21 protein-coding genes are annotated in these 24,713 nt (G+C 26.9%); 18 read left to right on the plus strand and 3 right to left on the minus strand.

Features of this window, described 5'->3' with window-relative positions:
- Nucleotides 1-119 precede the first annotated feature (119 nt).
- On the plus strand, nucleotides 120-1,085 hold the full coding sequence (locus tag AAT22_RS02960; RefSeq protein WP_047000206.1) for a polyprenyl synthetase family protein: 966 nt from the start codon (nucleotides 120-122) through the stop codon (nucleotides 1,083-1,085).
- 8 nt (nucleotides 1,086-1,093) lie between these two features.
- Here AAT22_RS02960 and AAT22_RS02965 read toward each other — a convergent pair whose 3' ends face one another.
- Nucleotides 1,094-1,981, minus strand: a complete 888-nt coding sequence (locus AAT22_RS02965) for a LysR family transcriptional regulator (protein ID WP_016208793.1) — start codon at nucleotides 1,979-1,981, stop codon at nucleotides 1,094-1,096.
- A 201-nt stretch (nucleotides 1,982-2,182) separates the two neighbouring features.
- Between AAT22_RS02965 and AAT22_RS02970 the strand changes: the two genes are divergently transcribed.
- A complete protein-coding gene (locus AAT22_RS02970) occupies nucleotides 2,183-3,295 on the plus strand; it encodes an ABC transporter substrate-binding protein (RefSeq protein ID WP_047000207.1) in 1,113 nt (370 codons plus the stop codon).
- Here AAT22_RS02970 and AAT22_RS02975 read toward each other — a convergent pair.
- A complete protein-coding gene (locus AAT22_RS02975; RefSeq protein ID WP_016208791.1) occupies nucleotides 3,292-4,413 on the minus strand; it encodes a glycosyltransferase family 1 protein in 1,122 nt (373 codons plus the stop codon). The genes AAT22_RS02970 and AAT22_RS02975 overlap by 4 nt on opposite strands.
- A 153-nt stretch (nucleotides 4,414-4,566) precedes the next feature.
- Here AAT22_RS02975 and AAT22_RS02980 point away from each other — a divergent pair, with 153 nt between their 5' ends.
- From AAT22_RS02980 to AAT22_RS02990, 3 genes are read left to right on the plus strand one after another with little or no spacing between them, the layout of a single operon-like run.
- On the plus strand, nucleotides 4,567-5,559 hold the full coding sequence (locus tag AAT22_RS02980) for a CotS family spore coat protein (protein WP_047000208.1): 993 nt from the start codon (nucleotides 4,567-4,569) through the stop codon (nucleotides 5,557-5,559).
- Nucleotides 5,560-5,572: 13 nt separating this feature from the next.
- Complete coding sequence (locus tag AAT22_RS02985; protein ID WP_040437093.1) at nucleotides 5,573-6,325, plus strand: hypothetical protein; 753 nt, start codon at nucleotides 5,573-5,575, stop codon at nucleotides 6,323-6,325.
- Nucleotides 6,326-6,340: 15 nt separating this feature from the next.
- Nucleotides 6,341-7,387, plus strand: coding sequence for a CotS family spore coat protein (locus AAT22_RS02990; RefSeq protein ID WP_047000209.1), 1,047 nt, complete (start codon nucleotides 6,341-6,343; stop codon nucleotides 7,385-7,387).
- Nucleotides 7,388-7,442: 55 nt separating this feature from the next.
- Here the strand turns inward: AAT22_RS02990 and AAT22_RS02995 are convergent, their stop codons facing one another.
- The gene (locus AAT22_RS02995) at nucleotides 7,443-8,561 is read right to left on the minus strand and encodes a glycosyltransferase family 1 protein (protein ID WP_047000210.1); all 1,119 of its coding nucleotides are present in this window, start codon (nucleotides 8,559-8,561) and stop codon (nucleotides 7,443-7,445) included.
- A gap of 105 nt (nucleotides 8,562-8,666) precedes the next feature.
- On the opposite strand from AAT22_RS02995, the gene AAT22_RS03000 reads away from it, so the two are divergent.
- The 13 genes from AAT22_RS03000 to AAT22_RS03060 all read left to right on the plus strand — a co-directional run bounded on the left by AAT22_RS03000 (nucleotide 8,667) and on the right by AAT22_RS03060 (nucleotide 24,679).
- Nucleotides 8,667-9,668, plus strand: coding sequence for a CotS family spore coat protein (locus AAT22_RS03000; protein WP_016208786.1), 1,002 nt, complete (start codon nucleotides 8,667-8,669; stop codon nucleotides 9,666-9,668).
- A 175-nt stretch (nucleotides 9,669-9,843) separates the two neighbouring features.
- The gene (gene yabG / locus AAT22_RS03005) at nucleotides 9,844-10,734 is read left to right on the plus strand and encodes a sporulation peptidase YabG (protein WP_016208785.1); all 891 of its coding nucleotides are present in this window, start codon (nucleotides 9,844-9,846) and stop codon (nucleotides 10,732-10,734) included.
- A 406-nt stretch (nucleotides 10,735-11,140) separates the two neighbouring features.
- Nucleotides 11,141-11,377, plus strand: coding sequence for a Veg family protein (locus AAT22_RS03010; RefSeq protein WP_008676552.1), 237 nt, complete (start codon nucleotides 11,141-11,143; stop codon nucleotides 11,375-11,377).
- Nucleotides 11,378-11,753: 376 nt separating this feature from the next.
- On the plus strand, nucleotides 11,754-13,337 hold the full coding sequence (locus tag AAT22_RS03015; RefSeq protein WP_047000211.1) for an SPOCS domain-containing protein: 1,584 nt from the start codon (nucleotides 11,754-11,756) through the stop codon (nucleotides 13,335-13,337).
- A gap of 151 nt (nucleotides 13,338-13,488) precedes the next feature.
- Complete coding sequence (locus AAT22_RS03020; protein ID WP_047000212.1) at nucleotides 13,489-14,325, plus strand: cyanophycinase; 837 nt, start codon at nucleotides 13,489-13,491, stop codon at nucleotides 14,323-14,325.
- On the plus strand, nucleotides 14,306-16,933 hold the full coding sequence (gene cphA, locus AAT22_RS03025) for a cyanophycin synthetase (RefSeq protein WP_016208783.1): 2,628 nt from the start codon (nucleotides 14,306-14,308) through the stop codon (nucleotides 16,931-16,933). Before AAT22_RS03020 ends, cphA begins: the two co-directional genes overlap by 20 nt.
- A gap of 118 nt (nucleotides 16,934-17,051) precedes the next feature.
- A complete protein-coding gene (ispE, locus tag AAT22_RS03030) occupies nucleotides 17,052-17,894 on the plus strand; it encodes a 4-(cytidine 5'-diphospho)-2-C-methyl-D-erythritol kinase (RefSeq protein WP_016208782.1) in 843 nt (280 codons plus the stop codon).
- Between the two features lie 58 nt (nucleotides 17,895-17,952).
- On the plus strand, nucleotides 17,953-18,615 hold the full coding sequence (gene spoIIR, locus AAT22_RS03035; RefSeq protein WP_047000213.1) for a stage II sporulation protein R: 663 nt from the start codon (nucleotides 17,953-17,955) through the stop codon (nucleotides 18,613-18,615).
- A gap of 196 nt (nucleotides 18,616-18,811) precedes the next feature.
- Entirely contained in the window at nucleotides 18,812-19,228 is a 417-nt protein-coding gene (locus tag AAT22_RS03040) for a DUF1934 domain-containing protein (protein WP_016208780.1), read from the plus strand.
- A gap of 188 nt (nucleotides 19,229-19,416) precedes the next feature.
- Nucleotides 19,417-19,719, plus strand: a complete 303-nt coding sequence (locus AAT22_RS03045) for a hypothetical protein (protein WP_016208779.1) — start codon at nucleotides 19,417-19,419, stop codon at nucleotides 19,717-19,719.
- Nucleotides 19,720-19,887: 168 nt separating this feature from the next.
- Complete coding sequence (locus AAT22_RS03050; RefSeq protein ID WP_047000214.1) at nucleotides 19,888-21,489, plus strand: CTP synthase; 1,602 nt, start codon at nucleotides 19,888-19,890, stop codon at nucleotides 21,487-21,489.
- 677 nt (nucleotides 21,490-22,166) lie between these two features.
- Nucleotides 22,167-23,918: a sensor histidine kinase gene (locus AAT22_RS03055; RefSeq protein ID WP_016208777.1), complete on the plus strand. Its 1,752-nt coding sequence runs from the start codon at nucleotides 22,167-22,169 to the stop codon at nucleotides 23,916-23,918.
- 11 nt (nucleotides 23,919-23,929) lie between these two features.
- Nucleotides 23,930-24,679 (plus strand): response regulator, encoded by a 750-nt coding sequence (locus AAT22_RS03060; RefSeq protein WP_016208776.1) that lies wholly within the window; start codon nucleotides 23,930-23,932, stop codon nucleotides 24,677-24,679.
- Nucleotides 24,680-24,713 lie beyond the last annotated feature (34 nt).

Below are 24,713 nucleotides of genomic sequence, written 5' to 3' on the forward strand. Positions count from 1 at the left end.
AAAAAGATAAATATACTTGTAGTATATTTATCATTTAAATTATTAATTGAAACATATATATTAACAAGGTGAAAATACTAAATTTATGATTTAGATTATCACTAAGAAGGTGGATTATAATGGACAAAATTTGGAATAAGTATCCAGAGATAAAGCAAGAACTTGTTGATGTATTGAATCTTATGAAAAGTAATGTTAAATGCAAAGACAAGAAAATTGAGAATTCGATAATAGAGCTAATAGAATCTGGTGGTAAGTTATTGAGACCAGCTTTTGTTTTAATAGGATCAAAGTTTGGAGAGTATGATCGAGAAAAATCTATTCCAACAGCTGCAGTAATTGAAATGTTACATATGGCTACATTAGTACATGATGATGTAATAGATGATTCAAAACTTAGAAGAGGTCAAGAAACTATTCAATCTAAATATGGAAAGGATTATGCCGTTTACATAGGTGATTATCTTTTTTGCGTATGCTTTAAAATCCTAGCAACAAATGCTTCATTACAAGCTATAAAAGTTGATTCAAGAGCAATGTCTAAAATATGTATGGGTGAAGTAAATCAATTAAATTCTAGATTTTCAATGAATTTATCTGTTAAAGATTATTTAAGCAGAATATCAGGTAAAACAGCTGAATTATTCTCAATTTCATTATACCTGGGAGCAGCAGAATGTAATGCAAACACAAAGATTAGTAGAGAGCTTAGAAATATAGGGCATAATTTAGGTATGGCTTTTCAAATAATAGATGATATATTAGATTACGAAGGAAATGATGAAAGTATTAAAAAGTCTGCAGCAAATGATTTAAAACAAGGTATATACACACTTCCATTAATTTATGCTTACAAAAAAGATAAAAATGCTTTCGATAATATTCTGGCTAAGGATTTTTATACCGAAGAAGAAGTAAGTAAAATAATAGAGTTAGTTAAGAAAAATAATGGAATAGAAAACGCTAAGGAATTAGCAGAAAAGTATATGAAGAAATGTTTTAAAGGAATAGATAGGCTTCCAGAAAATGAATATAAGTATATTTTAAGAGATATAGCGGAATGGTTGTTGTTAAGAACATATTAAAAGGATACTTAAACTAAGTATCCTTTTAACATATTTTTTAATGATTTTATAAAATCAGAATTAGTTTTATAAAAGGCTTCAGAATAATTTATATAAATTGGAATTGATAGAGAAAAGTCTTCTATTTTAATCCTTTTTATATTAGTAGTAGAACAATAGTTGTTATACATACTCATTGGTATAAATGTAACAGCTTTAGTTGATAAAACTCCATTTAGTGCAGAAAAATAAGAATTAGTTCTATAGAGAATGTTTGAGTTATCTAAATCATTTTCATCACAATTTAATTCTGAACATAAAAAACGTTTTAAGCAGTTTTTATCTGAAGCTAAAATTAAGGGCAATTCAAAAAGTTGCTCTTTTTTTATACTATTGATTTGAAAGTTTTTATCTGCAACTAAAACTATTTCATCATTTCCTAGTTGTTTTGTAACAATACTATCATTACGTTCTGGTTTTCTATAGCATATATAAACATCACAAATATTATTTAATAAATTTAAATTAGAACAACAATCTATAGTATTAAGATTTATAGTATATGAATTATATACCTTTTTTAGCTTAGAAACTAAAGCTGGCAAAATAGTTAAGCTTATAGATTCAACAGCTTCAATTGATATAAATGTCTTTTTATGAATCGAATTAGATAATTCTTCTTGCATTTTATTATAAGAACTAAGAATAGATTCGCAATATTTAAATAAAATTTCTCCTTCTGGAGTTAGAGTAACACCTTTATTACTTCTATTTAATAATTTTACATTTAATTTATCTTCTAGTTTAAGTATTTGTTGACTTAGTGCAGATTGTGATATATGAGTATTTTTAGCTACTGTTGAAATACTTTTTGATTTAGCAACCTTAAAAAAATAATTTAAACTATCTATATGCATAATAGTCTCCTATCTAATAATCTATATGTTTAAATATTATAGTATAATAATATAGAAAAATCAAAATTATTTGATATTATATATATTTAATAATATAATTCTTAACAATAATTTAGTTAAGTTTGGATATTTACTACAATTTATGCAATAAAGCTATTTGATAGTGTATAATTTTATTATATATATGAGGATGTGATTGATATGAAAATAAGAAAGAAATTAATAATATATTTATTAATAGCTATATTTATTATAATAACCATTAATATGTTTTTTGCCAAACCAAGTAATGGAATGTTAAAGGGAAATATAGTTATATGGTCAGAAGAGAAGTACTATTCATATTTTACTTCTATTGCAAAAGAGTTTGAAGAAAACAATAAAAAGGTTAAAGTGCAAGTTGTTAAAATAAATGATGGAAATTATTTAGAAAAGATTTCAAATACAGATTCTAAAGATTTACCCAATATAGTTTATTTAGATTTTATAGAATTAAATAAAATTAAGGATAAGTTGAATTTTAAAGAAGAAAATAAAGAAATAATTGAAACCTACAGTAAAAATTTTAATGAAAGTAGACTTCAAGAAGTTATAATAAATAAAAATTATAATGCAGTTCCATTTACATCTAATCCTATAGGCTTATTTTTAAGAAGTGATATTTTAAAGACTTATGGGTATAAAGTAGAAGATATAAACACATGGAGTGAGTTAATAAGTATAGGAAAAGATATATATAATAAAAGCAATGGAGAAATAAATATCTTTTCAAGCAAGGATAAAGATAATATAAATCTTTTAATAACTGCGCAATTAGTTGATTTAGAAAGTAAAGAGTATTCTGAAGCAGAAATCAAAGATACTATAAATGAGGTATATAATAATAACTTTATAAATGACAATAATTATATTTGTAGAATAGCTTCTATAGATTTTTATAAAGATATAAATACAAATGAAATAAATGGAGAGTGGGAGTGTAAGAATCCTCCAAGCTTTAATATTGGTGAAAATAGGTTTTATGATTTAGGTGGAGAAAATTTAGTGGCTTTAAAAGTTGATGATAATAAAGAAGTTATCAAAAGTTTTATTGCTTATTCAGCAACTCATAAGGAGTTATTATCTAAAGAGTTATTAAATTATAATTTTGTACCTAGTTCATTATATTCTTTAAGAATAAAGTATGAAGATAAAAGTAATAAAATTTTGGAAGGAAGTAGCCCCTTCTTAATATTAAGTAATATAGTTGAAAGGGCTCCTAAAATAAAGAATTATAATAAATTTAATTATATAATATACGATTTATATAATTAGAGTTGATATATTTTCTCATAGGCAGACAGAGTTTTAATTGCTGTTTCCCTCCAAGAAAATTTAAGACTTCTTTCATACCCCTTTTTTGATAAGGTTTCTTTTAAACTGTTATTATTCAATAAATTTACTAAGGATTCTTCTAGATCTTGCCTTCTAGAAGGATCTATTAATATACAAGCATCTCCAGCAACTTCAGGAATAGAGGTGACATTTGAGGTTATGACTGGAGTCATGCAGCTCATAGCTTCTAAAGGTGGAAGCCCAAAACCTTCGTAGAAAGAAGGATATACAAAAGCTTCAGCTCCATTATATAAAACCGGAAGAAGAGAGTCTTCAATAAATCCAGTAAAAATTATATTATTTTTATTAGGTAAATTTTCTACCATTTGAGCAAGTTTCATACCTTCATCTTTAAGAGATCCAGCTAAAAGCAATGTATGTGGCTCTTTAAGGTCCTTAAAAATTTTATCAAAAGCTAAAATAAGTTCTTTAGCGTTTTTACGTACACTAAATCCACCTATGTATAATATATAAGGAGTATTTAAATTAAACTTTTCCTTAATATAATTTTTGCAGTAGTTTTTATCTAAAGGTTTAAAATTTGAATTAGCAGCTAAAGGCGTAACAAAAACCTTTTCTTCAGGTATATGATTAAAAAATTTTAAAATATCCTTCTTAGAATATTCAGAAACAGTAAGAATTCCTTTGGCGGTATCTATTATAGAAGGCATATTTTTTAAAAATCTTTCAAGATATCTCCTGCCCGTTGTATCTGGTAAAATATATGGAATTAGATCATGTATAGTTACTATACAATTATTTTTATAATTATCACAAAGGCCAATTCCGTTTTGTGGAATATGATGGATATCAATATTATTATTATTTATAAAATTAGGAAAATAATAATTTTCGTAAAATCCACCATGCTTTTTAGAGGTGAAAATTATTTTGCTATTGTCTTTTTTAAATCTTTCATAATCAGTTCCTGTCCAAAATAATGAGTATTCATTTTGTTTATCTATATTAAGAAGTTCAATAACAAGGTTTTCGGTATAAGTACCAATACCAGTACCATTATATAAGTTTATACCTCTTGCATCTATAGATATTTTCATACTAATCCTCCTAAAATTATCCTATATATTATAAATATTAGGATTTTTTATTTATATAACAAAATATTATTAATAATTTAATTCTGTGATAATAAACACAATAAAATATATATTTTCATATAATGACATAGAATAAGTCTTAAGGAGAATTCTATGGATATTTCATATATAAAGAAAGAAATTGAATCTAAGTATTCTTTAAATATATTAAGTATAGAAAAGATCAAAAATAGCTATAAGATTAGAACTGAGGATGAGGATTATGGTATTAAAGTTATTAAATATCAATTTTCTCATTTTTATTTTATATTTTCAGCTATTAATCATTTACAAAAACGTGGATTTAATAAGATCCCCACAATTATAGAAACTAAAGATAATTGTGGATATATAAAGCTTGATAATTGTTATGCATATTTAAATAAATGGATAGATTGTAGAAATTGTAATTATAAAAACTTGCATGAACTAGAGTTGGCAGCAGCCAAATTAGGGGAACTTCATAAATGTAGTGAGGGGTTTACAGTTAGTAGAAGTATGAAGCCAAGAATAGCTTGGTATTCATGGATAAAGGTTTTTGAAACAAGATGTGAAGAAATATTAGATTTTAAAAAAAGGATTTATCAAAAAGCATATAGATCTATATTTGATGAAATATATCTAGAGGCTATAGAAGATGAATTACAAAGGGGAAGGAAATCAATAGAGGAATTAAAATTAAATAAATATATAGAAGTTATGGATAGGGAAGTCATGAAAAGGGGATTTTGTCACCATGATTATGCTAATCACAATGTATTAATAGATAAAAGTGGGAATTTAAATATAATAGATTTTGATTATTGCATATTAGATTCCCATATACATGATTTATCATCACTACTAATTAGAAGTATGAAAGATGGAAATTGGAGTAATGCCAGAGCCACCTTGGTGTTAGATAGTTACTCTAAAACTCATTCAATATATGATGATGAACTAGAACTTATAAAAGGGTTTATTAGATTTCCACAGGGATTTTGGCAAATTGGACTTCAATACTATTGGGAACAGCAGCCTTGGGGAGAAGAATTTTTAGTTAATAAGCTTAATAAATACCTAAGGGATAGGAATAATAGAGAAAAGTTTGTTGATAGCTTTTTTTGATAGAGGTGATAAGATGGGAAAATTTGAACTAAAATCATATTTAGAAGAAAGAGAGATTTATATATTAAATGAAAAAGTAAGCAAAACAATAGATAAGAATTGGGAAAGTATATTTACTCAAATTGAAAATATAGTTCTATTTCAAAGTAAAGTTAATTCTTATAAAGAAAATTTATTACCTAGAATCGGAGGATCTATTGGGAGAGAAATTAATAATTATAATTCTCAAATAATTTTACTAGGGAGGTATCTTAAAGAAATAGAAAATAAAAGTCACTTAAATTTAATTGATTTCTATTTAATAAAGAATGGTGAATATCTATTAAATAAGGGTAAAAAAGCCTTAAACAACTTATACTCAAGTAATTATAGAAGTTTAATTGAGAGAAGTATGAAAAACTATGAAGTTTGTTTAGGTAGAGTTGATGAGAATAATTTAATTGTATCTAGAGATAATAAAATTTTTATAGGAACAATAAAATATTTAACATATAACATTAAGGAACATGATATATATTCATATATAAAGAAAATAAAGAGGAAAGACACAAATATAGATATAGAAGAGATAATAAATTTTTATGTTACTAAATCAAATTTAGAAGAAGATAGTAAGGAATATTTAAGGTCATTAAGTGCATATCCAAATGAAGAATTTAAGATTATGGAGAGATATATATTAGGAAAATTAAATTTAAAAGAAGAGGAAATTATAGAAAGTCTATATAAGGCAAGAAAAATGGATAGTAGATGTTTATTAATTTAGTGGGGGAGTTTGAAGATGAATAAATTTAGATATATTGATAGAGATATATTATGTAAGTATGATTTAAGTGAAGAATTTTTTGCAAAGTTATCTCTAGAAATTGGAGATATAATACCATTAAGAAAAGTTTTTGTTTTATTGACAAATGAAGGTAAGAAAATATTAAAGCTTACAGATTCAAGTGAAGAAAGAATATTATTTATAAATGAAGCTTTAAATTATATATATAAAGAATATAATGATGTTCTTAGTTATTATGTAAATAAAGATGGTAAAATAGTTCATCATTTTAGGGAAAATACTTATGTATTGCTAGATATGATAGAAGGAAGAGAAGCTACATTTACTAATCCTATAGAAATTGAGATGTGTGCTAAAAGCATAGCAAATATGCATAAGGCATCAAAGGGTATATTTAATAAGCTTAATGGAGATATAGTAAAAGGAAACTTAGGCGAATACTTACCCTATCAATTTAATAAAGCTAAAGAAGATTTGGATAATATTAAAGAATATGTAAAAAGATTCAGACATAAAGATGAATTCGATAAAATATTCTTAGAAAACGTTGATAATAATATATATCAAATACAAAAGGCTATAGAACTTTTAGCTATGTGTGAATATAATTCAATGCTTGAAGATTTTAATAAAAGAGTTTTATGTCATAACGATTTAGCGCACCATAATTTTATTATTGATGGGGATAGAGTGAAGATAATAGATTTTGATTATTGTAAAATAGATACTAGAGCTGTAGATGTAGCTAATTATGTTATAAGAGTAATAAAAAATAGTTATTATGATATTAGTAAATTTAAACTAGTATTAGATTCTTATAATTCAATAGAAAAATTAAGCAAACAAGAAATAAAACTTATATATTCAATAATAAGTTTTCCAAGAGATTTTGTTACAATAGTCAGAGATTACTATTATAAGCAAAAAAAATGGGATTATGAAGTATTTCTAAATAGACTGAATGATAAAATAAGTAACGAGAATTATAGAAAAGACCTTATAGAAAATTTTATAGTAGAAATGAATCAATATTTCTACTAAATAAATAAAAGGACATCACTATTAATTAAATAGATGTCCTTTTATTTTTCCTATATCAATTTTGTATAATTTTTTCATAAGCTGTTAGAGTTGATTTAGCAGTTATATTCCATGAGTAATTAGAACTTTTTATTATTCCTTGACTAATCATATTTAACCTAAGAGAATTGTCATTTAAAACTCTATCTATAGCACAGGTTAATTCATCTATACTATAAGGATTAATTAATAAAGCGGAATCATAACAGATCTCAGGAAGTGATGTCACATTAGAAGTTATTACGGGAGTACCACAAGCCATTGCCTCTAATGGAGGTAAACCAAATCCTTCGTAAAATGATGGATACGCTAATAATTCACATGCATTATAAAAAATAGGTAATTTCTCAAGAGGAATGAAATCTGTAAAAATAACATCATTTTCAATATTAAGATCTATAGTACGTTTTTTATAAATATCATATGAAATACCTTTTTTCCCTGTTATAACTAGCTTAAGATTTCTTTTTGCATTTTTAGGAAGACGAGAAAATGATTCTATTAAACCTACTATATTTTTTCTAGGACTAAAGCCACCTACATATAATATAAAATCATCTTCTATACTATATTCGTCTTCAATAATTTTTTTGCATTGACGCTTATTCAAAGGTCTATATATATCCTCAGCAGCAAGATGAGTAACAAAAATTTTATCCTTAGGAAAATTAAATTCTTTTGATATATCTTGCTTTGAAAATTCAGAAACTGTTAAAATACCATCACAACTATTTATTATCTTAGGAAGTTCGTTGTTAAATATATATAAATAACGATCACTAACGGTTTCTGGCATTCTCAATGGGATTATATCATGCAAAGTAATGGTTTTATGACAATTTATACTAGTGGAAAGACCAACGCCATTCTGAGGGACATGATAGATATCTATATTAGTATCATCTAAAATATTAGGAATTCTAACTTCATCCCAAAAACTAGAATTCGAAGAGGCCTTAACTGATTCAACATTAAAATTGCCACTTAAATCTAGAGCTGAGTTTTCAGGTAGAAAAACTAAGTAGTCATTAAGTTTATCAACTTTGTTTATACTATTTATGAGTTGATAAGTATATGTGCCAATTCCAGTTCCTCTATACCATTTTGCAGCTCTGCCATCTATGCCTATCTTCATGATTTAATCCTTTCATATTGTTTTTAATTTATTATATTAAAGATAGGAATAAAATGTTAATAAAAGAATACATATAGTCATATAAATATAAAGGGGGTGAGAGTTATGATGAGAGAATTTGAAATAGAAAGACAATTTAACGTTAAAATTGAAGTTTTAAAAGCAAATAAAGGAGTATATTATTTAAAAACTAATAAGGGAGAAAGATGTTTAAAGAAGATAAATTATGGCCCTCAAAAGCTATTATTTGTTTATGGAGCTAAGGAACATCTGATAAACAATGGGTTTAAAGGGGTAGATAAGTATTTTTTAAACATAGATGGAGAGCCATACGCTCTAGTTAATGAAGATCTTTATACATTATCAGAATGGATAGATGGCAGAGAATGTGATTTTCATAATATAGAAGAGGTGAAATTAGCAGCAAGAACTCTTGCTAGACTGCATGAAGCATCAAAAGGATATGACCCTCCAGAAAATTCTAAACTAAAAAGTGATTTAGGTAGATGGACTCACCTTATGAATAAAAGGATAAAATCCTTTGATAAAATGAGGGATATGGTAAGGAAGAAAAATAATAAAAATAATTTTGATTTACTATATTTAAAATCAATGGAGTTTTATAAAGAAATAGGTAAAAAAGCTTTAAAAACTTTAGAAGAATCAGAATATATGAAATTATGTGAGATAGCAGAAAATGAAAAAAGTTTTTGCCATCATGATTTTACCTATCACAATATAATTTTAGATGGAAACAATGATTGCAATGTAATTGATTTTGATTATTGCAAAAGAGAAGTAAGAACATTTGATATATCCAATTTTATGATAAAGGTTTTAAAGAGAGTAGACTGGGATATAAATTTTGCTAAAGCGATAATAGAGTCATACAATGATGTTTCACCATTTTTAGATAGTGAATATAAAGTTCTATATGCATACCTACAATTTCCTCAACGGTATTGGAGGCTTGCTAATAGATATTATTATAATGAGGTCAACTGGGGACAAAATACTTTTGGAAACAAAATTGAATCAATAATAAATGAGCAAGAATCTATGTTAAAGTTTTTAGAAGAATTTAAAAATGTATATAATTTAGAATAAAAAAAGTGCTATGAGCACTTTTTTTATTCTTCTATCTTGCGAAAGGTGATATATAAGTTTACGTTGACTTAGAGTGGAACGACTGAATAAGAAAAATTACATATGACCTTTTTTTATGTACAAATGATTAAAATTCGACATAAGATAATATAAAATAATTAACTAAGAGGGAAAAATGGAAATAGGTGATTTAGTAGTTAGGAAATCCTATGATAAAGATATTACCTTTAGAATAATAGATATTAAGGAAGACGAAAATGGAAATCCTATTTATGTGCTAAAAGGAATTAGTATTAGAATAATAGCAGATTCTCAAAAAGAGGATTTAGAAGAGGTTGATGGGCAATATGTAGGAACAAAAGAAAAAATATTAAATACAAGAGTGGATGAGGCAATAAAGAAGGCTGTATCTATGAGAGGGGATACTGAAGCTCTTAGCAAAATAGGTAGTTTATCAAGGGGGAGTAAGTCCTCTAAAGCACAACAAAATAAAGAATTAATGTTTGGAAGGCCAGGGAAAATATTGCATATAGATGGTGATAAAGAATATTTAGAAATGTGCCTTAAAGTTTATAAACAGTTGTCTTTAGAGGCAGTAGGAAGGGCTGTACCAGAAAAAAATCAACCAGAGGTTATAGTTGATTTAGTTAAAGAAATAAAGCCAGATATAGTAGTTTTAACTGGGCACGATAGTGTTTTAAGAATAACAGATGATTTTTTAAACTTAGACAATTATAGAAATTCAAGATATTATATAGATGCTGTTAAAGCTTTAAGAAATTATAACTCAAGTTATGATGAGTTAGTTATCTTTGCAGGTGCCTGCCAAAGTTGTTATGAATGTATGTTAGATGCAGGTGCTAATTTTGCAAGTTCACCTAATAGGGTATTAATTCACTGTTTAGATCCTGTATTTGTATGTGAAAAAATAGCCTATACTAGAATAGATAAGGTGGTATCTATAACAGATGTTATAGATAATACAATAACAGGGACAAAAGGAATAGGTGGTTTACAAACAAGAGGAAAATATAGAGAAGGATATCCGAGATCACCGTATATATAAATTGGTAATTAAGATTTTTAGTTCACAGTTAATAAGGGACGGTTCATAGTTATGTAAATAATTCAGCTCTGCTGAATTAAGAAATTGTTATATCAAAAATAAAGGAGTTAAAATAACTTAAAATTCAGAAACTACGAAGTGGTTTCATCATAAACTGGGAACCGTCAATTGTGCGCTGTGAACTGAATAAATTTCTTTGCAAAATTCTACAAATGTTACTAATTTATTAAATATATAAACAAAATGTATAAAAAAACAATATATAGGTATAATAATAAATGTATATTATAGCGTTAAAAAGGTAAAAGTTTACATTGACATCTTATATTAAAGGTGATAAAATATAAATTTTACTTGACAAAAAGTGGGTTTGAGAGTATAATATAAGGAGAAAGAAGGTGTTTATGTGGAAAAAGTAAAGACTATCGCCGCTATAAAGAGGGATATAGAAGATCATATAGGAGATAAAGTAACTCTAAAGGCAAACGGTGGAAGAAAAAAGATCCTAGTAAACAACGGAGTTATAGAAAGTGCTCATCCAAGCATTTTTGTAGTAAGGCTAGAAAATGATATTCAAAGGACGGTAACATACAGCTATTCAGATGTATTAACAAAGACAGTACAGTTATATTTTGCTTTATAGAGAATAGGGCTTCGAAAAAACGAGGCTCTATATTTTTTTGTAGTTTTATAAAAAAAAGAAAGATGGTGGGTTTCCATCTTTCAACTATGGTATAAAAGGGTATTGAGAATTTATGAGAGGTTATATGGTCAATAACCTTCTTTATAATACGACATATTTTATTGTATGTCAACATATTATTTAAAAAAAACACAAAAAACTTTAAATGATAATTAAAATTCGACATTTTTTTAGATATTAAATCCTATATTGTAAATAAGAGTAATAAATTTGTTGAAATTTAAACTTTTTATTTTAGAAACATTCCAAAGTAATATGAATAAATATATACAGTTAGAAATATATTTAGTAATAGGTATTGTATGGGAGGGGTTATATGTCACAGATAGATGTAATAAAAGAAGTGGTTCGGTATGAACAATTACTTAGGGAAAATTCAACTAATCATGTACTAAAGGGAGAATACTTAATAAGAGATTCACAATATCCTGATATGAAAGAGGTATTAGGAGTAGATTCTAAAGCTACTATAACAAATAAAGAAGTACTTGGTGATAAGGTTATGGTAGAAGGTCAGCTAGTTTATATAGTATTTTATTTACCTAAAGATGAAGTCATAACAGATTCACCAACAAATAAAATACATTCAGTTATTTTTACTGATAAATTCGCTAACTATCTTGATCTTAATAGTGATGAACATAATATAATATGCGATGTTGAGTGTGAGATAGAACATATTGAAGCTAATTGGATGAATGAAAGAAAAGTAGGCATTGATGGAGTTCTTACATTAAAATGGGAAATGTATAAAAATGGCGAATTTGAATATGTAAAAGATATTGAAGGTAAGGAAGATATACAAATCAAGAAGAAAGATGAAATGTTGAATAGTGTAAAGGGAGAAAAAGAGATAGATTTAATGGGCAAATCTATGCTTAAGGTAACAATGGATAAACCAGAAATAGAAGAAATATTGAAGTGCTCTATGAATGTTCATAAGAAGGAAATAAAACTTGTAGAAGATAAAGTATATATAGGCTGCTATTGTAAAATAGAAATTTTATATAAAGGCAAAGAAAATAAAGAGCTTATAACATTGCAAGATGATGTCTATCTTTCAAAAGAAGAAGAAATGCTAGGAATTTCAGGAGATATGATTAGCTCATTAAATCTTAATATTAAGGATCAACAATATGCAATTAATTTAGATGATTTAGGGGAAAATAGAGTAGTAGATGTAGAATTTGTAATAAGAGGAAACGTTAAGGTGTATTCTAAAGACAAGATAGAAATGTTAAAAGATGCATATTCACCTACTATGAATATTGATATTTCAAAGGATGAGAAAGAATTTGGAGCTATACATTCAGTAAACAATGTAGAAGCTACAGCAAAAGATAATGTTGAATTAAAAAATTCAGATGAAAGAATAGAGCAAATAATATCAGTAATGGGAAATCCTATAATAACAGATAAAATGGTTGATAATGATAAAGTTAAAGTTGAAGGTATAGTTAAAACAGCTATAATTTACAAGGTTGCTGGAGAAGAATTAGGATATGGAATTATAACAGGTGAAATTCCATTTATTACAGCAGCTGATGTAAAGGGCGCTAAAAAGGGCATGAACGCGCTAGTTAAAGTTTCCTTAGAAAGCATAGATGCAAGTATAGAAGGTAATTCCATATCAGTGAAGGCTAATGTTGGTCTTACTATAAAAGTTTGTTATAAAGTGAAAAAAGAATGCGTAACAGATGTAATAGAAGGACCTTCAGAAGTTAAAGAAAAGAAATCATCAGTAACTATATATGTTGTTGGACAAGATGATACATTATGGGATTTAGCTAAAAAATATAATACTACAATGGATGAATTGAATAGATTAAATGAATTAGAGGGAAATGAAAACATAAAATCAGGAGATAAATTAATAATACCAGGTAGAGCATTATTCTAATTTTTTAGCGGCTATAGAATAGATTCTTTGAATTTATTCTATAGCCGCTATATTTTTTTATGCTTTATTATAGAAGGTTTCATTTGGACTTTTGTGAATAATATTAAGGAAGGTTGGATAAAATAAGAAATGCATGATAAGAGGTGAGAAAATGTCAGAAAAAATTAAAGGCGACTTAATAATAATTGGAGGAGCAGAAGATAAAGAAGGAGATAAGGAAATTCTAAAAAAAGTTTGTAGTTCAATAAATAAAGAAGAAGATAATATTTTAATAGCTACAATAGCAACAGAATATCCAAAGGAAGCACTAGAAAAATATACTAGGATATTCAATAAATTAGGAGTTAATAAAATAAAAGGATTAAATATAAAAGAAAGAGCAGATTCTTTAAATAAAGAAAATATAAAACTTGTAGAAGAAGCATCACTTATATTTTTTACAGGAGGAGACCAATTAAGAATAACTAGCCTAATAGGAGGAACACCTATTTATGATGCTATTAAAGAAGCAAGTTCAGATGGGTGTATAATAGTTGGAACATCAGCAGGAGCTTCAGTTATGAGTGATACTATGGTGGTTAAAGGAGAAGATGATGAATCTCCAAGAAAATGTACCTTAAAAATGGCACCTGGATTAGGTTTAGTAAAAGGCATAATGATAGATCAACATTTTGCTCAAAGAGGAAGAATTGGAAGGCTTCTTACAGGGATAGCTCAAAACCCAGAAGTTTTAGGAATTGGAATCGATGAAGATACTGCTATAGTAGTTAAAGACAGTGGAGAAGCTCAAGTTGTAGGAAGTGGAGCTGTCTATTTTTTGGATGCAAGAAATATAACCCATAGCAATGCATCTGAGCAATATTATGATGAAGTATTAAGTATGTTTAATGTTAGCTTACATGTATTAAAAGAAGGAGATAGATTTAATCTTCTTACTAAGGTACCTTTTGAGGAGGAAAGCAATAGAAATGAAAATAATAGAGACTAAAGTCTTTAAAGGGAAAAATATCTATTCTCATAAAATGTGTATAAGGATGGATGTAGATTTAGAAGGATATAGTGAAACTCCAAGTAAAGATATAGAAGATTTTAATGATAATCTTATTAATATGATTCCTGAATTGAATACTCATAGATGCGGAATTGATGAAGAAAGAGGATTTGTAAAAAGATTAATTGAAGGAACTTATTTAGCCCATATATGCGAGCATATAACTATAGCAATACAAAATAAACTTGGTATAGATGTACATTATGGAAAGTCCAGAGAAGTTAAAGGAAATCATTATTATATAATTTATCAATATTTATACGAAAATGTGGCTATTGAAAGTGCAAAGCTTGCAATAGATATAATAAATGCTTTAATAAATAAAATTCCAATAAATTATGATGAAAGAATAGAGTATTTAAAGAATATTTTAAAAGATGAAATGATTGGACCAAGTACAAAGGCAATATGTGATTATGCTAAAAAGGTTGGTTTACCAATTATAAGATTTGGAAATGGAGACTTTTATCAAATAGGATATGGGAAGCAGGGGAGAATAATAGAGTCATCAATAGGTACTAATACAAGTTGTGTATCTGTAGATATTTCTTGCGATAAAATGTTAACAAAGGAACTTTTAAAAACACAAAATATTCCTGTTGCACAAGGATTTAAGGTTAGAAATATAATAGATTTATTAAAATGTGCTGAGGAAATAGGATATCCAGTTGTTTTAAAACCCCAATACGGTAATAAAGGAAAAGGTGTAATATTAAGCATAAAAAATGAAAAAGAGTTACTAATTGCATATAAATCTGTAAAAGATAAGTTTAAGGATTTAATCATAGAAAAATATTATGTTGGAAATGACTTTAGAGTTTGTGTAATTAATTATAAGGTAGTAGCAGTATCTCTCAGAAGACCTCCGCATATTGAGGGAAATGGAATTAATACAATATTAGAACTTATAAATAAGCTAAATGAAAGTCCGGAGAGAGGAGAGGATCATGAAAGGTCTTTAACTAAGATTAAGATAGATGCTGAAGTTATAAAGTATATAAATGAGCAAGGTAAAGAAATAAATGATATTTTAAAAGAAAAAGAAAAATTATATTTAAGGAAAAATGCTAATTTATCTACTGGAGGGGAAGCGGTAGATTATACGGATAAAATATGTAATGAAAATATAAATTTATGTATAAGGGCAGCTAAGATGCTAGGACTAGATATTTGTGGTATAGATATATGCACAGAAGATATATCGAAGCCTATAATACATAATAATGGTATAGTAATGGAGGTAAATGCAGCACCAGGACTCAGAATGCATTTATCCCCAAGTGAAGGAGCTGCGAGAGATTTAGGAAAAGAAATAGTAAATATGCTATACAACAATAATCCATATAATATACCGGTTATATCAATAACAGGAACTAATGGAAAAACTACAGTTACAAGAGTTATAAGTCATACTTTATCTAAAATGGGATACTGTGTGGGGATGACTAGCACTAGTGGAATATATATAAACGATGAGTGTATTGACTCAGGAGATGATACAGGCTTTGAAAGTGCTAAGTCAATACTAATAAATAAAGATGTAGATGTGGCAGTTTTAGAGACTGCAAGGGGTGGAATGATAAAAAAAGGGTTAGCATATGATTTAGCTGATGTATCAGTAATAACTAATATAACACAAGATCACCTAGGTATTGATGGAATAAATACTATGGAAGAATTATGTTATGTAAAATCTTTAGTTGGAGAAGCAGTTAAAGAAGATGGTTATGTAGTATTAAATGCTGATGATTATTGGAGCAAGTCTATTTTAAATAGAATAAAAGCTAATATAATACTTTTTAGTAAGGATAGCAATAATCCGTTACTAAAACAAAATAAGCTAAGCAATATATGTGTTTATTTAGAAAATAAGAATATAGTAGTGGTTAATGAGGGCAAAAAACATACTATATGCAATATAGATGAGGTTCCAATTACCTTAGGTGGAAAATTAATGTTCAATGTTGAGAATATACTTGCAACATGTGGAGCTTTAGTGGGACTGAAAATAGATTATTGCATGATAAAAAATGGAATAACAAGCTATTTATTAAACTCAGATAAGAATGCTGGAAGATTTAATTGTTATAATGTTAATGGAGTGAACGTTATTTTAGATTATGGACATAATATAGATGGATATAATGCTGTTCTTTCAGCTGTAAAATATATAAATAAAGGTAAGTTATATGGAATAGTTGGAATACCAGGAGATAGAAGTGATGATATGGCATTAGAAATAGGTAAAATATCATCACATCATTTAGATTATATAATAGTAAAAGAAGATAAAGATTTAAGAGGCAGAAAACAAGGGGAAATCGCACAATTAATAGTTGATGGGGTGAAAAAAAGAGATACTAAGAAAAAATATGAAGTTGTATTAAGAGAAGAAGAAGCATTAATAAAAGCTCTCAATATTTCTCAAAAAGGAGATACTATAGTAATGTTTTTTGAAGATATGGCCCCATTAGTTAATATAATAAATGAATTTTCTATATACAAAGATGAGAATAGTTATATAGATAAAAGTATTTCAAATTAAGCTTTCGATATTCCTAGTTTACTATATAAGTAAAAAAATATATAATAAAATAAACTTCAGAGTTAGACTCTGAAGTTTATTTTGAAATATTTGTACTATAGTGAAAGGAAATAAAAGTATGAGAAGTAAGGCTTATGCTAAGATTAATATATCATTAGATATAATAGGTAAAAGAGCAGATGGATATCATTTGTTAGAAATGATTATGCAATCAATAGACTTATATGATGAGATTACAATAGAAAAACAAAAAGAAGATATTACTATAAAGTGTAACAAACAATATGTACCCACTGATGAAAAAAATCTAGCTTATAAAGCAGCTAAATTATTTAAGGAAAAATATAATATAAATGATGGAGTATATATATATATAAAGAAAAACATACCTGTTTGTGCAGGTTTGGCAGGTGGGAGCACGGATGGAGCAACTGTCTTAAAAATAATGAATTCATTATTTAATGTAAATGCTTCAAATGAAGAATTAATGGAATTGGGCCTTAAATTAGGAGCCGATGTTCCTTACTGTATTAAGGGGGGAACTGCATTATGTGAAGGGATTGGAGAGAAAGTAACGGAATTAAAGAATTTTAAAGATAAAATTATAGTTCTAGTTAAACCTCCTTTTGGAGTGTCAACCAGAAGTGTATATCAGGAATTTAATATTGAAAAAGCTAGAAATCATCCTGATACAAATTTGATAATTGAAGCTATGGAAAAAGATGACTTAAGGCTAGTATGTAGTAATATGAAGAATTTATTAGAAAATGTAACATTAAGAAAACATAAAATCCTCATAAATATAAAAGAAGAAATGAGGTATTATGGTTCTATAGGAACTATGATGAGTGGGAGTGGACCTACTGTTTTTGCATTTTTTGATGATATGTTAAAGGCTCAAAGATGTTTTGAAAAAATGAAAGAAAAATATAATGATGTATTTATTACAAGAACAGTTTAAAATATAAGTATAAACCTCCTAAATTTGGCAATAATTTAGCTATAAGGGGGTTTATAGTATGAAAAGAATTATTATTAGTTTTTTTATAGTTATTTTATTTATTAATATGACAGGCTGTTCAAGTTATTACGGAGGACAAGTCTTTCAAGAAAATGACGAGTTAGTCTATGAGGATATAGTAAATAAAATAATAAGATTCCATGTAATAGCTAACAGTGATAGTGAAGAGGATCAAAATTTAAAGTTAAAAGTAAGAGATAGAGTTATAGATTATGTATCAGATCAATTAGAAGAGTGCAAGGATTTAAATGAAGCTAGAGATTTTATAATTGAAAACAAATCTACAGTAGAAAAAATTGCCGAAGATGTTATTAAGGAAAATGGATATTCATATAATGTAACAAGTATGCTTTCAAAAGAGAATTTTCCGGATAAAGTATATGGAGATTTAGTTTTTCCGCAAGGAGAGTATGAAGCCTATAGAATACTTATAGGAAATGCAGAAGGACAAAATTGGTGGTGTGTAATGTTTCCTCCATTATGTTTTGTAGATGAAACTAAAGAAGCTGTTGACTCTGATAATATTAAAGAAAAGATTACAGAAGAATCAGGCAAAATTAAAGAAAATATCACAAGAGAAAAAGATAATAAAAAATCGAAAAGTGATATTAAATTTAAATCTAAATTTATTGAATTATTATTTGGAAATAAGGAGAAATAAACTATAAAAGTAAAAATATAAAACTTGATAATTTTTATTAATAAATTTAAACTATATGATATAAAGAAAAATATATAAGTTGAAAATATGTAATCGGACAAGCTAAACTCAAAAATATAGAAATTATAAAAGATATTGGTAGTAGCAAATATAAGAGGATTTAAAAGAATTATTATAGAGTAGATGGAGGCAGAATATGAAGAAAAAAGCAATTATATCATTAAAAAGTTTTAATGACTTAGATGAGCAAGATGTAATTGAAGTAGTAACACCTGGAGAATTTCTTGTAACTGAAAATGGTTTTAAAGCCATTTACGAAGAAACAGAGATATCAGGAATGAGCGGTACAACAACTACATTAACAATGCTAGATGATGCGTTATTACTTGAGAGGGAAGGTAGTACAAGCGCAAAAATGGACTTTAAAAAAGGAGAAACATCTATATCTTTATACAATACCCCATATGGTGTTTTGGATTTACAAATACATACTGAGTATTTAGAAGTGGATATTGATGAAAATGGTGGAGACATCGTTGCTAAATATTCAATGGAACTTGCAGGGCAACCGCCTATAACAACTAAATTGGCGGTGAATGTAAAAATAAATTAAAATTTTAATCTTAGTAAAGGGTAAATAAATTCCTTTTTACTAGGATTTTTTTGTATTTAATTTTAAGTTTATATATAAATTATTTTAATCCTAATAGGAGAATTAGAATAATTAATATTATATATAAACTGCCGTCTGAATATATGTCATAAATATTGGTAATAATATAAAGAATAAGAGGTGATATAATGAGTAGTACAAATAATTTAGATAAAACGGCAATAGTTATAAATGTTTTATGTACACATTTAGGAATTGATGCAAGTGATATAAATAAAAAGTTGAAAAAAAGAGAAAATAAATATATGTTTTTATTATTATTGAAAAATTATAAATGCTTAGATAGGGAAAAAGTAAAAGAAATGCTAGAAATTATTAGTGATAAGAGTATAAATTATAATATTAATAAGGCTCAAGAAAAGATATTGGTGAATAAAGAATTTAGAGAAATGTATTTTAAAATAGAAGAAGGGTTAAATAAAATAATATAAATAAATAAAAAATATATAGATTTATTTATTTATTTATGTTATTATACTACTTATTGAATTTAGACATTATGAACCCATCATAAATAGTGAGGTAATTATGATTATATCAAGTAGGGAACTTAGTGTCAAGAGAATAAATAAAAAAATTTATTTTTTTGGAGGAAAATTATGAAAACTAAATATGTATTTGTAACAGGAGGAGTAGTATCTTCTTTAGGAAAAGGAATAACAGCAGCATCATTAGGAAGGTTATTAAAAAATAGAGGACTTAAGGTTTCTATACAAAAGTTTGATCCATATTTAAATGTTGATCCAGGTACAATGAGTCCATATCAGCATGGAGAAGTATTTGTTACTGATGATGGAGCAGAAACAGACTTAGATTTAGGTCATTATGAGAGATTTATAGATGAAAATTTAAGCCAAAATAATAACGTAACAACAGGTAGAATATATTGGTCAGTAATATCTAAAGAAAGAAGAGGGGAATACTTGGGTGGAACGGTTCAAGTAATACCACATATTACAAATGCAATAAAAGAAAGAGTTTATAGAGTGTCTAAAGAAAAAGAAGTAGATGTGGTAATTACAGAAATAGGTGGAACTGTTGGAGATATAGAATCACAACCCTTTCTTGAAGCGATAAGACAAATTAAATATGAAGTTGGTAGAGAAAATGTATGCTTTATTCACGTAACATTGGTTCCATTTTTAGGTAAAGCAGGAGAATTAAAAACTAAGCCAACACAACATTCAGTTAAAGAATTGAGAAGTATAGGAATACAGCCAGACATAATTGTTTGTAGATCAGAAAAGGAATTGTCAGAGGATTTAAAATCGAAGATAGGATTGTTTTGTAATCTAGAAGCTAAATGTGTTATACAGAATTTGGATGCAGAGCATTTATATGAAGTACCACTAATGTTACATAAAGAGGGATTAGATAGATTAGTTTGTGAAAAACTAGAACTAGGATGTAGAGATATAGACAATACTGAATGGATAGAAATGGTCAATAAGGTTAAAAATCTAAAAGAAAGTGTAAAGATAGCGTTAGTAGGAAAATACGTTGAATTACATGATGCATATATTTCAATAGTAGAAGCACTAAATCATGGAGGATTAGCTAATAACTGCAAAGTTGAAATAAAATGGATTAATGCAGAAGGTGTAAGTAGAGATAATAGTAAAGAAGTTTTAGGAGATTGTGATGGAATATTAGTTCCAGGTGGATTTGGAGATAGAGGAATTGAAGGGAAAATAGAATCTATAAAGTTTGCAAGAGAAAATAATGTGCCATTCCTTGGAATATGTTTAGGAATGCAATGTTCGGTAATTGAATTCGCAAGAAATGTACTAGGGTATGAAGGTGCTAATAGCGCTGAAATTGATCCTCAAACTAAATATCCAGTAATAGATTTGATGCCAGATCAAAAGGATATAGAAGAGTTAGGGGGAACTATGAGATTAGGATTATATCCATGTAAATTGGATGAAAATAGCAATTCATATAATGTTTATAATGACTTATTAATATATGAAAGACATAGACATAGATATGAATTTAATAATGAATTTAGAAAAGTTATAACAGATGCAGGCATGAGTATTACAGGAGCAAGCCCAGATGGAAGGTTAGTTGAGATTGTGGAAGTGAAGGATCATCCGTGGTACGTTTCAGTACAATTCCATCCGGAATTAAAATCAAGACCAAACAGACCACATCCATTATTCATAGGATTAATTAATGCTTCATTAAATAAAAAATAAAGTGTAATATAAATAAGCTAAGAATTTTATGTTCTTAGCTTATATTTTTCAGTATATATTAATTAATTTATTTAATTCTTAAAATTGAAAATTTAGAAAATTAAAATATTATTACAATAATCATAGACATAGATAATAGAAGTTTAGTAAAATTAATAATAAATTGCGAAGCAATTTTAGTTAGTTCACAGTGTACAATTCACAGTTCACAGTTTTTAGAATGAAGTAATAGGTAACAGGTAACAGGTGTGAGGGAAGATGAAAGAAATATTAGATTTTTCAAGGCGAAATAATGACTAGATATACAAGGAAAAGCTTAATTTGTTTTTAAATAAAATCTACCTTATGTCAAGTAAATTTTAAGTTTTAAATAGCAGGCATTGAATACTTAGTGAAGTTGAGTGTAACGATAACTGAACTTAGTATGAAAGCCCATCTACTGAAGCTTGTCTGAAGTAGATGTTCATTTGACGAATACACTTAGTGAAGTTGAACGCAGTTACAATTGAACTTAGTATGAAAGCCTATCTACTGAAACTTGCTCAGAGACAGATGTTTCTTAATTTTTGTTATATATTTTACACTTATTACTTGTTATCTGTTCCTTGTTACCTATAAAATGAAAATAACTGTGAACTGTGCCTTGTGAACTAAAATAAGTATTGAGGTATTAAATAATGAAAATAAAAAGTATAACTTTAAAATTATGTTTACTACTAGTAACATTTATAATTGTAGTTTCAATAATTATAGGAACTTGGTCTATAAAAGATACTAATAATATAGTTCAAATAGAAATAGGGAAAATGAATAATGAAATATTGGAAGAGGTAGCAGATAATATTTCAATACTTTTATCTAATATTGAAGAAATAGGTAATAATATTGTGGAAGACAATAAGTTAGTAAGTATTTTATCTATTAAAAAGGAAGATGTTTTGAACAATACTCAAGAAGCAATAGATGCTGATAAATATGTAGAAGGTCTATTAAATGAGCAAGTATGGAGATATGGAAAATATAATATGAAGCCTGAGCTATATGTAATTTCTGAAAACGGTTTTAGTTTTGGAACTTATTCAAAAAATAAGTACACAATGAAATCCATAAAAAATGAAGTCTGGTATAATGAAATAGTAAAAGCTAATGGAAATACCGTGCTTATAAGTACATTTGAAGATGAAGATGGAATAGGTCCGTACAAATGCATATTTAGAATGGGAAGATTAATTAAGGATTTGATTACAGATGAAACCTTAGGCGTACTTATAATGGATGTAAGTGAAAAAATGTTATATGATAGATATAATAGAATTATCAAAGATGGAAGAAGTATTTATATTATAGACAAAGAAGGAAATATAATATCAGGAAGAGATAAAAGACTTATAGGAAAAAATTACTATAAAGAATTGGATTATGGAGATTATTTAAAAACAGAAGAATGGTACTCTATATTTAAAAGAGATAATACAGATTATATGAAGTTAATAGATACATTAGATAGGTATGAATGGTCTATAATAGAGGAAATACCATTACATATAGTTAGACAACCTATAAAACAAATAACACAAAAGTTTCTTTTGACTTTAGCTTTAGTAATAATAGTTTCATCAGTAGTAGTATATAAGATTTCTGTTTGGGTTACTAAACCTGTAATTAATATAAAAAATACAATAGAAAAAGTAATGAAAGGAAACTTAAAAGTTAAAGTTGAAATTGATAGAAATGATGAAATAGGTGATTTAGAGGAATCTTTTAATAATATGGTTAAATGGTTAGATGACTCTATAGAAGAGATAAAGGAAAAAGAAAAGCAAAAACGTATTGCAGAATTGAGTTTTCTTCAGGCTCAAATTAATCCACATTTTCTATATAATACATTAAGTGGCGTTAGATTTCTTGTATCAATGAATAAAAATGAAGAAGCAGAAGAGATGTTATATAAGTTTTCTAAGCTTTTAAGAAGTATATTACCAAAAGCTAGTGAATTAATCTCTCTAGAAGATGAGATAGAAATGATCAAGACTTATACGGATCTTCAGAAAATAAGATATCCAGATAGTTTTGTTGTAAATATAGATATAGATAATGAAATAAAACATACAATGGTTCCAGCATTAATATTACAACCAATTGTAGAAAATGCAATTTTTTATAGCATGGAAGGTGAGAATAGAAAAGGTGAAATAAAAATAAAGGGATATATAGAAAATCAAAATATACTTATAGAAATAAGCGATAATGGTAAGGGGATGAGCAGTAGCCAAATAGACAAGGTTTTTAATAATAAAGAATCTATAAATAGAGTAGGATTGATAAATGTTCACGAGAGAATACAGTTAAACTATGGTAAAGAATATGGAATAGAAGTAAGTAGCAAAGAGGGAATCGGAACTAAAGTTATATTTAAATTACCTAAATAAGGAGGGTTTTTATGCTAAATGTATTAATTGTAGAGGATGAAGCTCCAATAAGGGAATGGATAGGATATACTATAAAAAATATATCGGAAGAATTTAATGTTATAGGTAGCGTGAATAATGGTAAGGAAGCTTACGAATTAGCCTTAAACTCTAAGCCTGATGTAATAATAACGGATATAAAAATGCCAGTTATGGATGGAATAGAATTATCTAAAAAAATAAAAGAGTTATTTCCGGAAATTTATATAATAATATTAACTAATTTTGCTGAATTCTCATATGCAAAGGAAGCAATAAGTTGCGGAGTCTATGAGTATTTAATAAAATCAGATATTAGACCCAAGGAATTAAGCGAAATATTAACTAAGATAAATAATAAAATAAAAGCTATAGGAGATAATACTAAAGAGCAAAGATTAGAGAAAAAAGATATAAATAAAAACAAATCTTATTCTAGATCAATTGATAAGGCGTTGAAGTATATAGATAATAACTATAAGAATCATATTTCTTTAATGGATGTAGCTAAACATATATATCTATCTCATGAATATTTTTCAAGACTTTTTAAAGAAGAGGTAGGAGAAAATTTTAGTACTTATTTAACAATATATAGAATTAAAAAAGCAAAAGAATTAATAAAAAATACAGATATGAAAATATCACAGATTGCATCTGAAGTAGGATATTCTAATGCAGGGTATTTTTCTAAGAATTATAAGAAATACACTGGAGTTTCTCCAGAAGAAGATAGGTATTGATAAGTTTATAACTAAATGTCAAATAAATTATAAA

It is taken from the genome of Clostridium sp. C8, from assembly GCF_001010885.1.
Classification (GTDB): domain Bacteria; phylum Bacillota; class Clostridia; order Clostridiales; family Clostridiaceae; genus Clostridium; species Clostridium sartagoforme.

Coding starts and splice junctions, on each gene's coding strand:
- AAT22_RS02975 (WP_016208791.1), bottom strand. CDS start 4,413: ATGAAAATATCTATAGATGCAAGAGGTATAAACTTATATAATGGTACT.
- AAT22_RS02965 (WP_016208793.1), bottom strand. CDS start 1,981: ATGCATATAGATAGTTTAAATTATTTTTTTAAGGTTGCTAAATCAAAA.
- AAT22_RS02980 (WP_047000208.1), top strand. CDS start 4,567: ATGGATATTTCATATATAAAGAAAGAAATTGAATCTAAGTATTCTTTA.
- spoIIR (WP_047000213.1), top strand. CDS start 17,953: ATGAAAAGAATTATTATTAGTTTTTTTATAGTTATTTTATTTATTAAT.
- AAT22_RS03045 (WP_016208779.1), top strand. CDS start 19,417: ATGAGTAGTACAAATAATTTAGATAAAACGGCAATAGTTATAAATGTT.
- AAT22_RS03000 (WP_016208786.1), top strand. CDS start 8,667: ATGATGAGAGAATTTGAAATAGAAAGACAATTTAACGTTAAAATTGAA.
- AAT22_RS03020 (WP_047000212.1), top strand. CDS start 13,489: ATGTCAGAAAAAATTAAAGGCGACTTAATAATAATTGGAGGAGCAGAA.
- AAT22_RS02970 (WP_047000207.1), top strand. CDS start 2,183: ATGAAAATAAGAAAGAAATTAATAATATATTTATTAATAGCTATATTT.
- AAT22_RS02995 (WP_047000210.1), bottom strand. CDS start 8,561: ATGAAGATAGGCATAGATGGCAGAGCTGCAAAATGGTATAGAGGAACT.
- ispE (WP_016208782.1), top strand. CDS start 17,052: ATGAGAAGTAAGGCTTATGCTAAGATTAATATATCATTAGATATAATA.
- AAT22_RS03040 (WP_016208780.1), top strand. CDS start 18,812: ATGAAGAAAAAAGCAATTATATCATTAAAAAGTTTTAATGACTTAGAT.
- AAT22_RS03015 (WP_047000211.1), top strand. CDS start 11,754: ATGTCACAGATAGATGTAATAAAAGAAGTGGTTCGGTATGAACAATTA.
- AAT22_RS02985 (WP_040437093.1), top strand. CDS start 5,573: ATGGGAAAATTTGAACTAAAATCATATTTAGAAGAAAGAGAGATTTAT.
- yabG (WP_016208785.1), top strand. CDS start 9,844: ATGGAAATAGGTGATTTAGTAGTTAGGAAATCCTATGATAAAGATATT.
- AAT22_RS02990 (WP_047000209.1), top strand. CDS start 6,341: ATGAATAAATTTAGATATATTGATAGAGATATATTATGTAAGTATGAT.
- AAT22_RS03050 (WP_047000214.1), top strand. CDS start 19,888: ATGAAAACTAAATATGTATTTGTAACAGGAGGAGTAGTATCTTCTTTA.
- AAT22_RS03055 (WP_016208777.1), top strand. CDS start 22,167: ATGAAAATAAAAAGTATAACTTTAAAATTATGTTTACTACTAGTAACA.
- cphA (WP_016208783.1), top strand. CDS start 14,306: ATGAAAATAATAGAGACTAAAGTCTTTAAAGGGAAAAATATCTATTCT.
- AAT22_RS03060 (WP_016208776.1), top strand. CDS start 23,930: ATGCTAAATGTATTAATTGTAGAGGATGAAGCTCCAATAAGGGAATGG.
- AAT22_RS02960 (WP_047000206.1), top strand. CDS start 120: ATGGACAAAATTTGGAATAAGTATCCAGAGATAAAGCAAGAACTTGTT.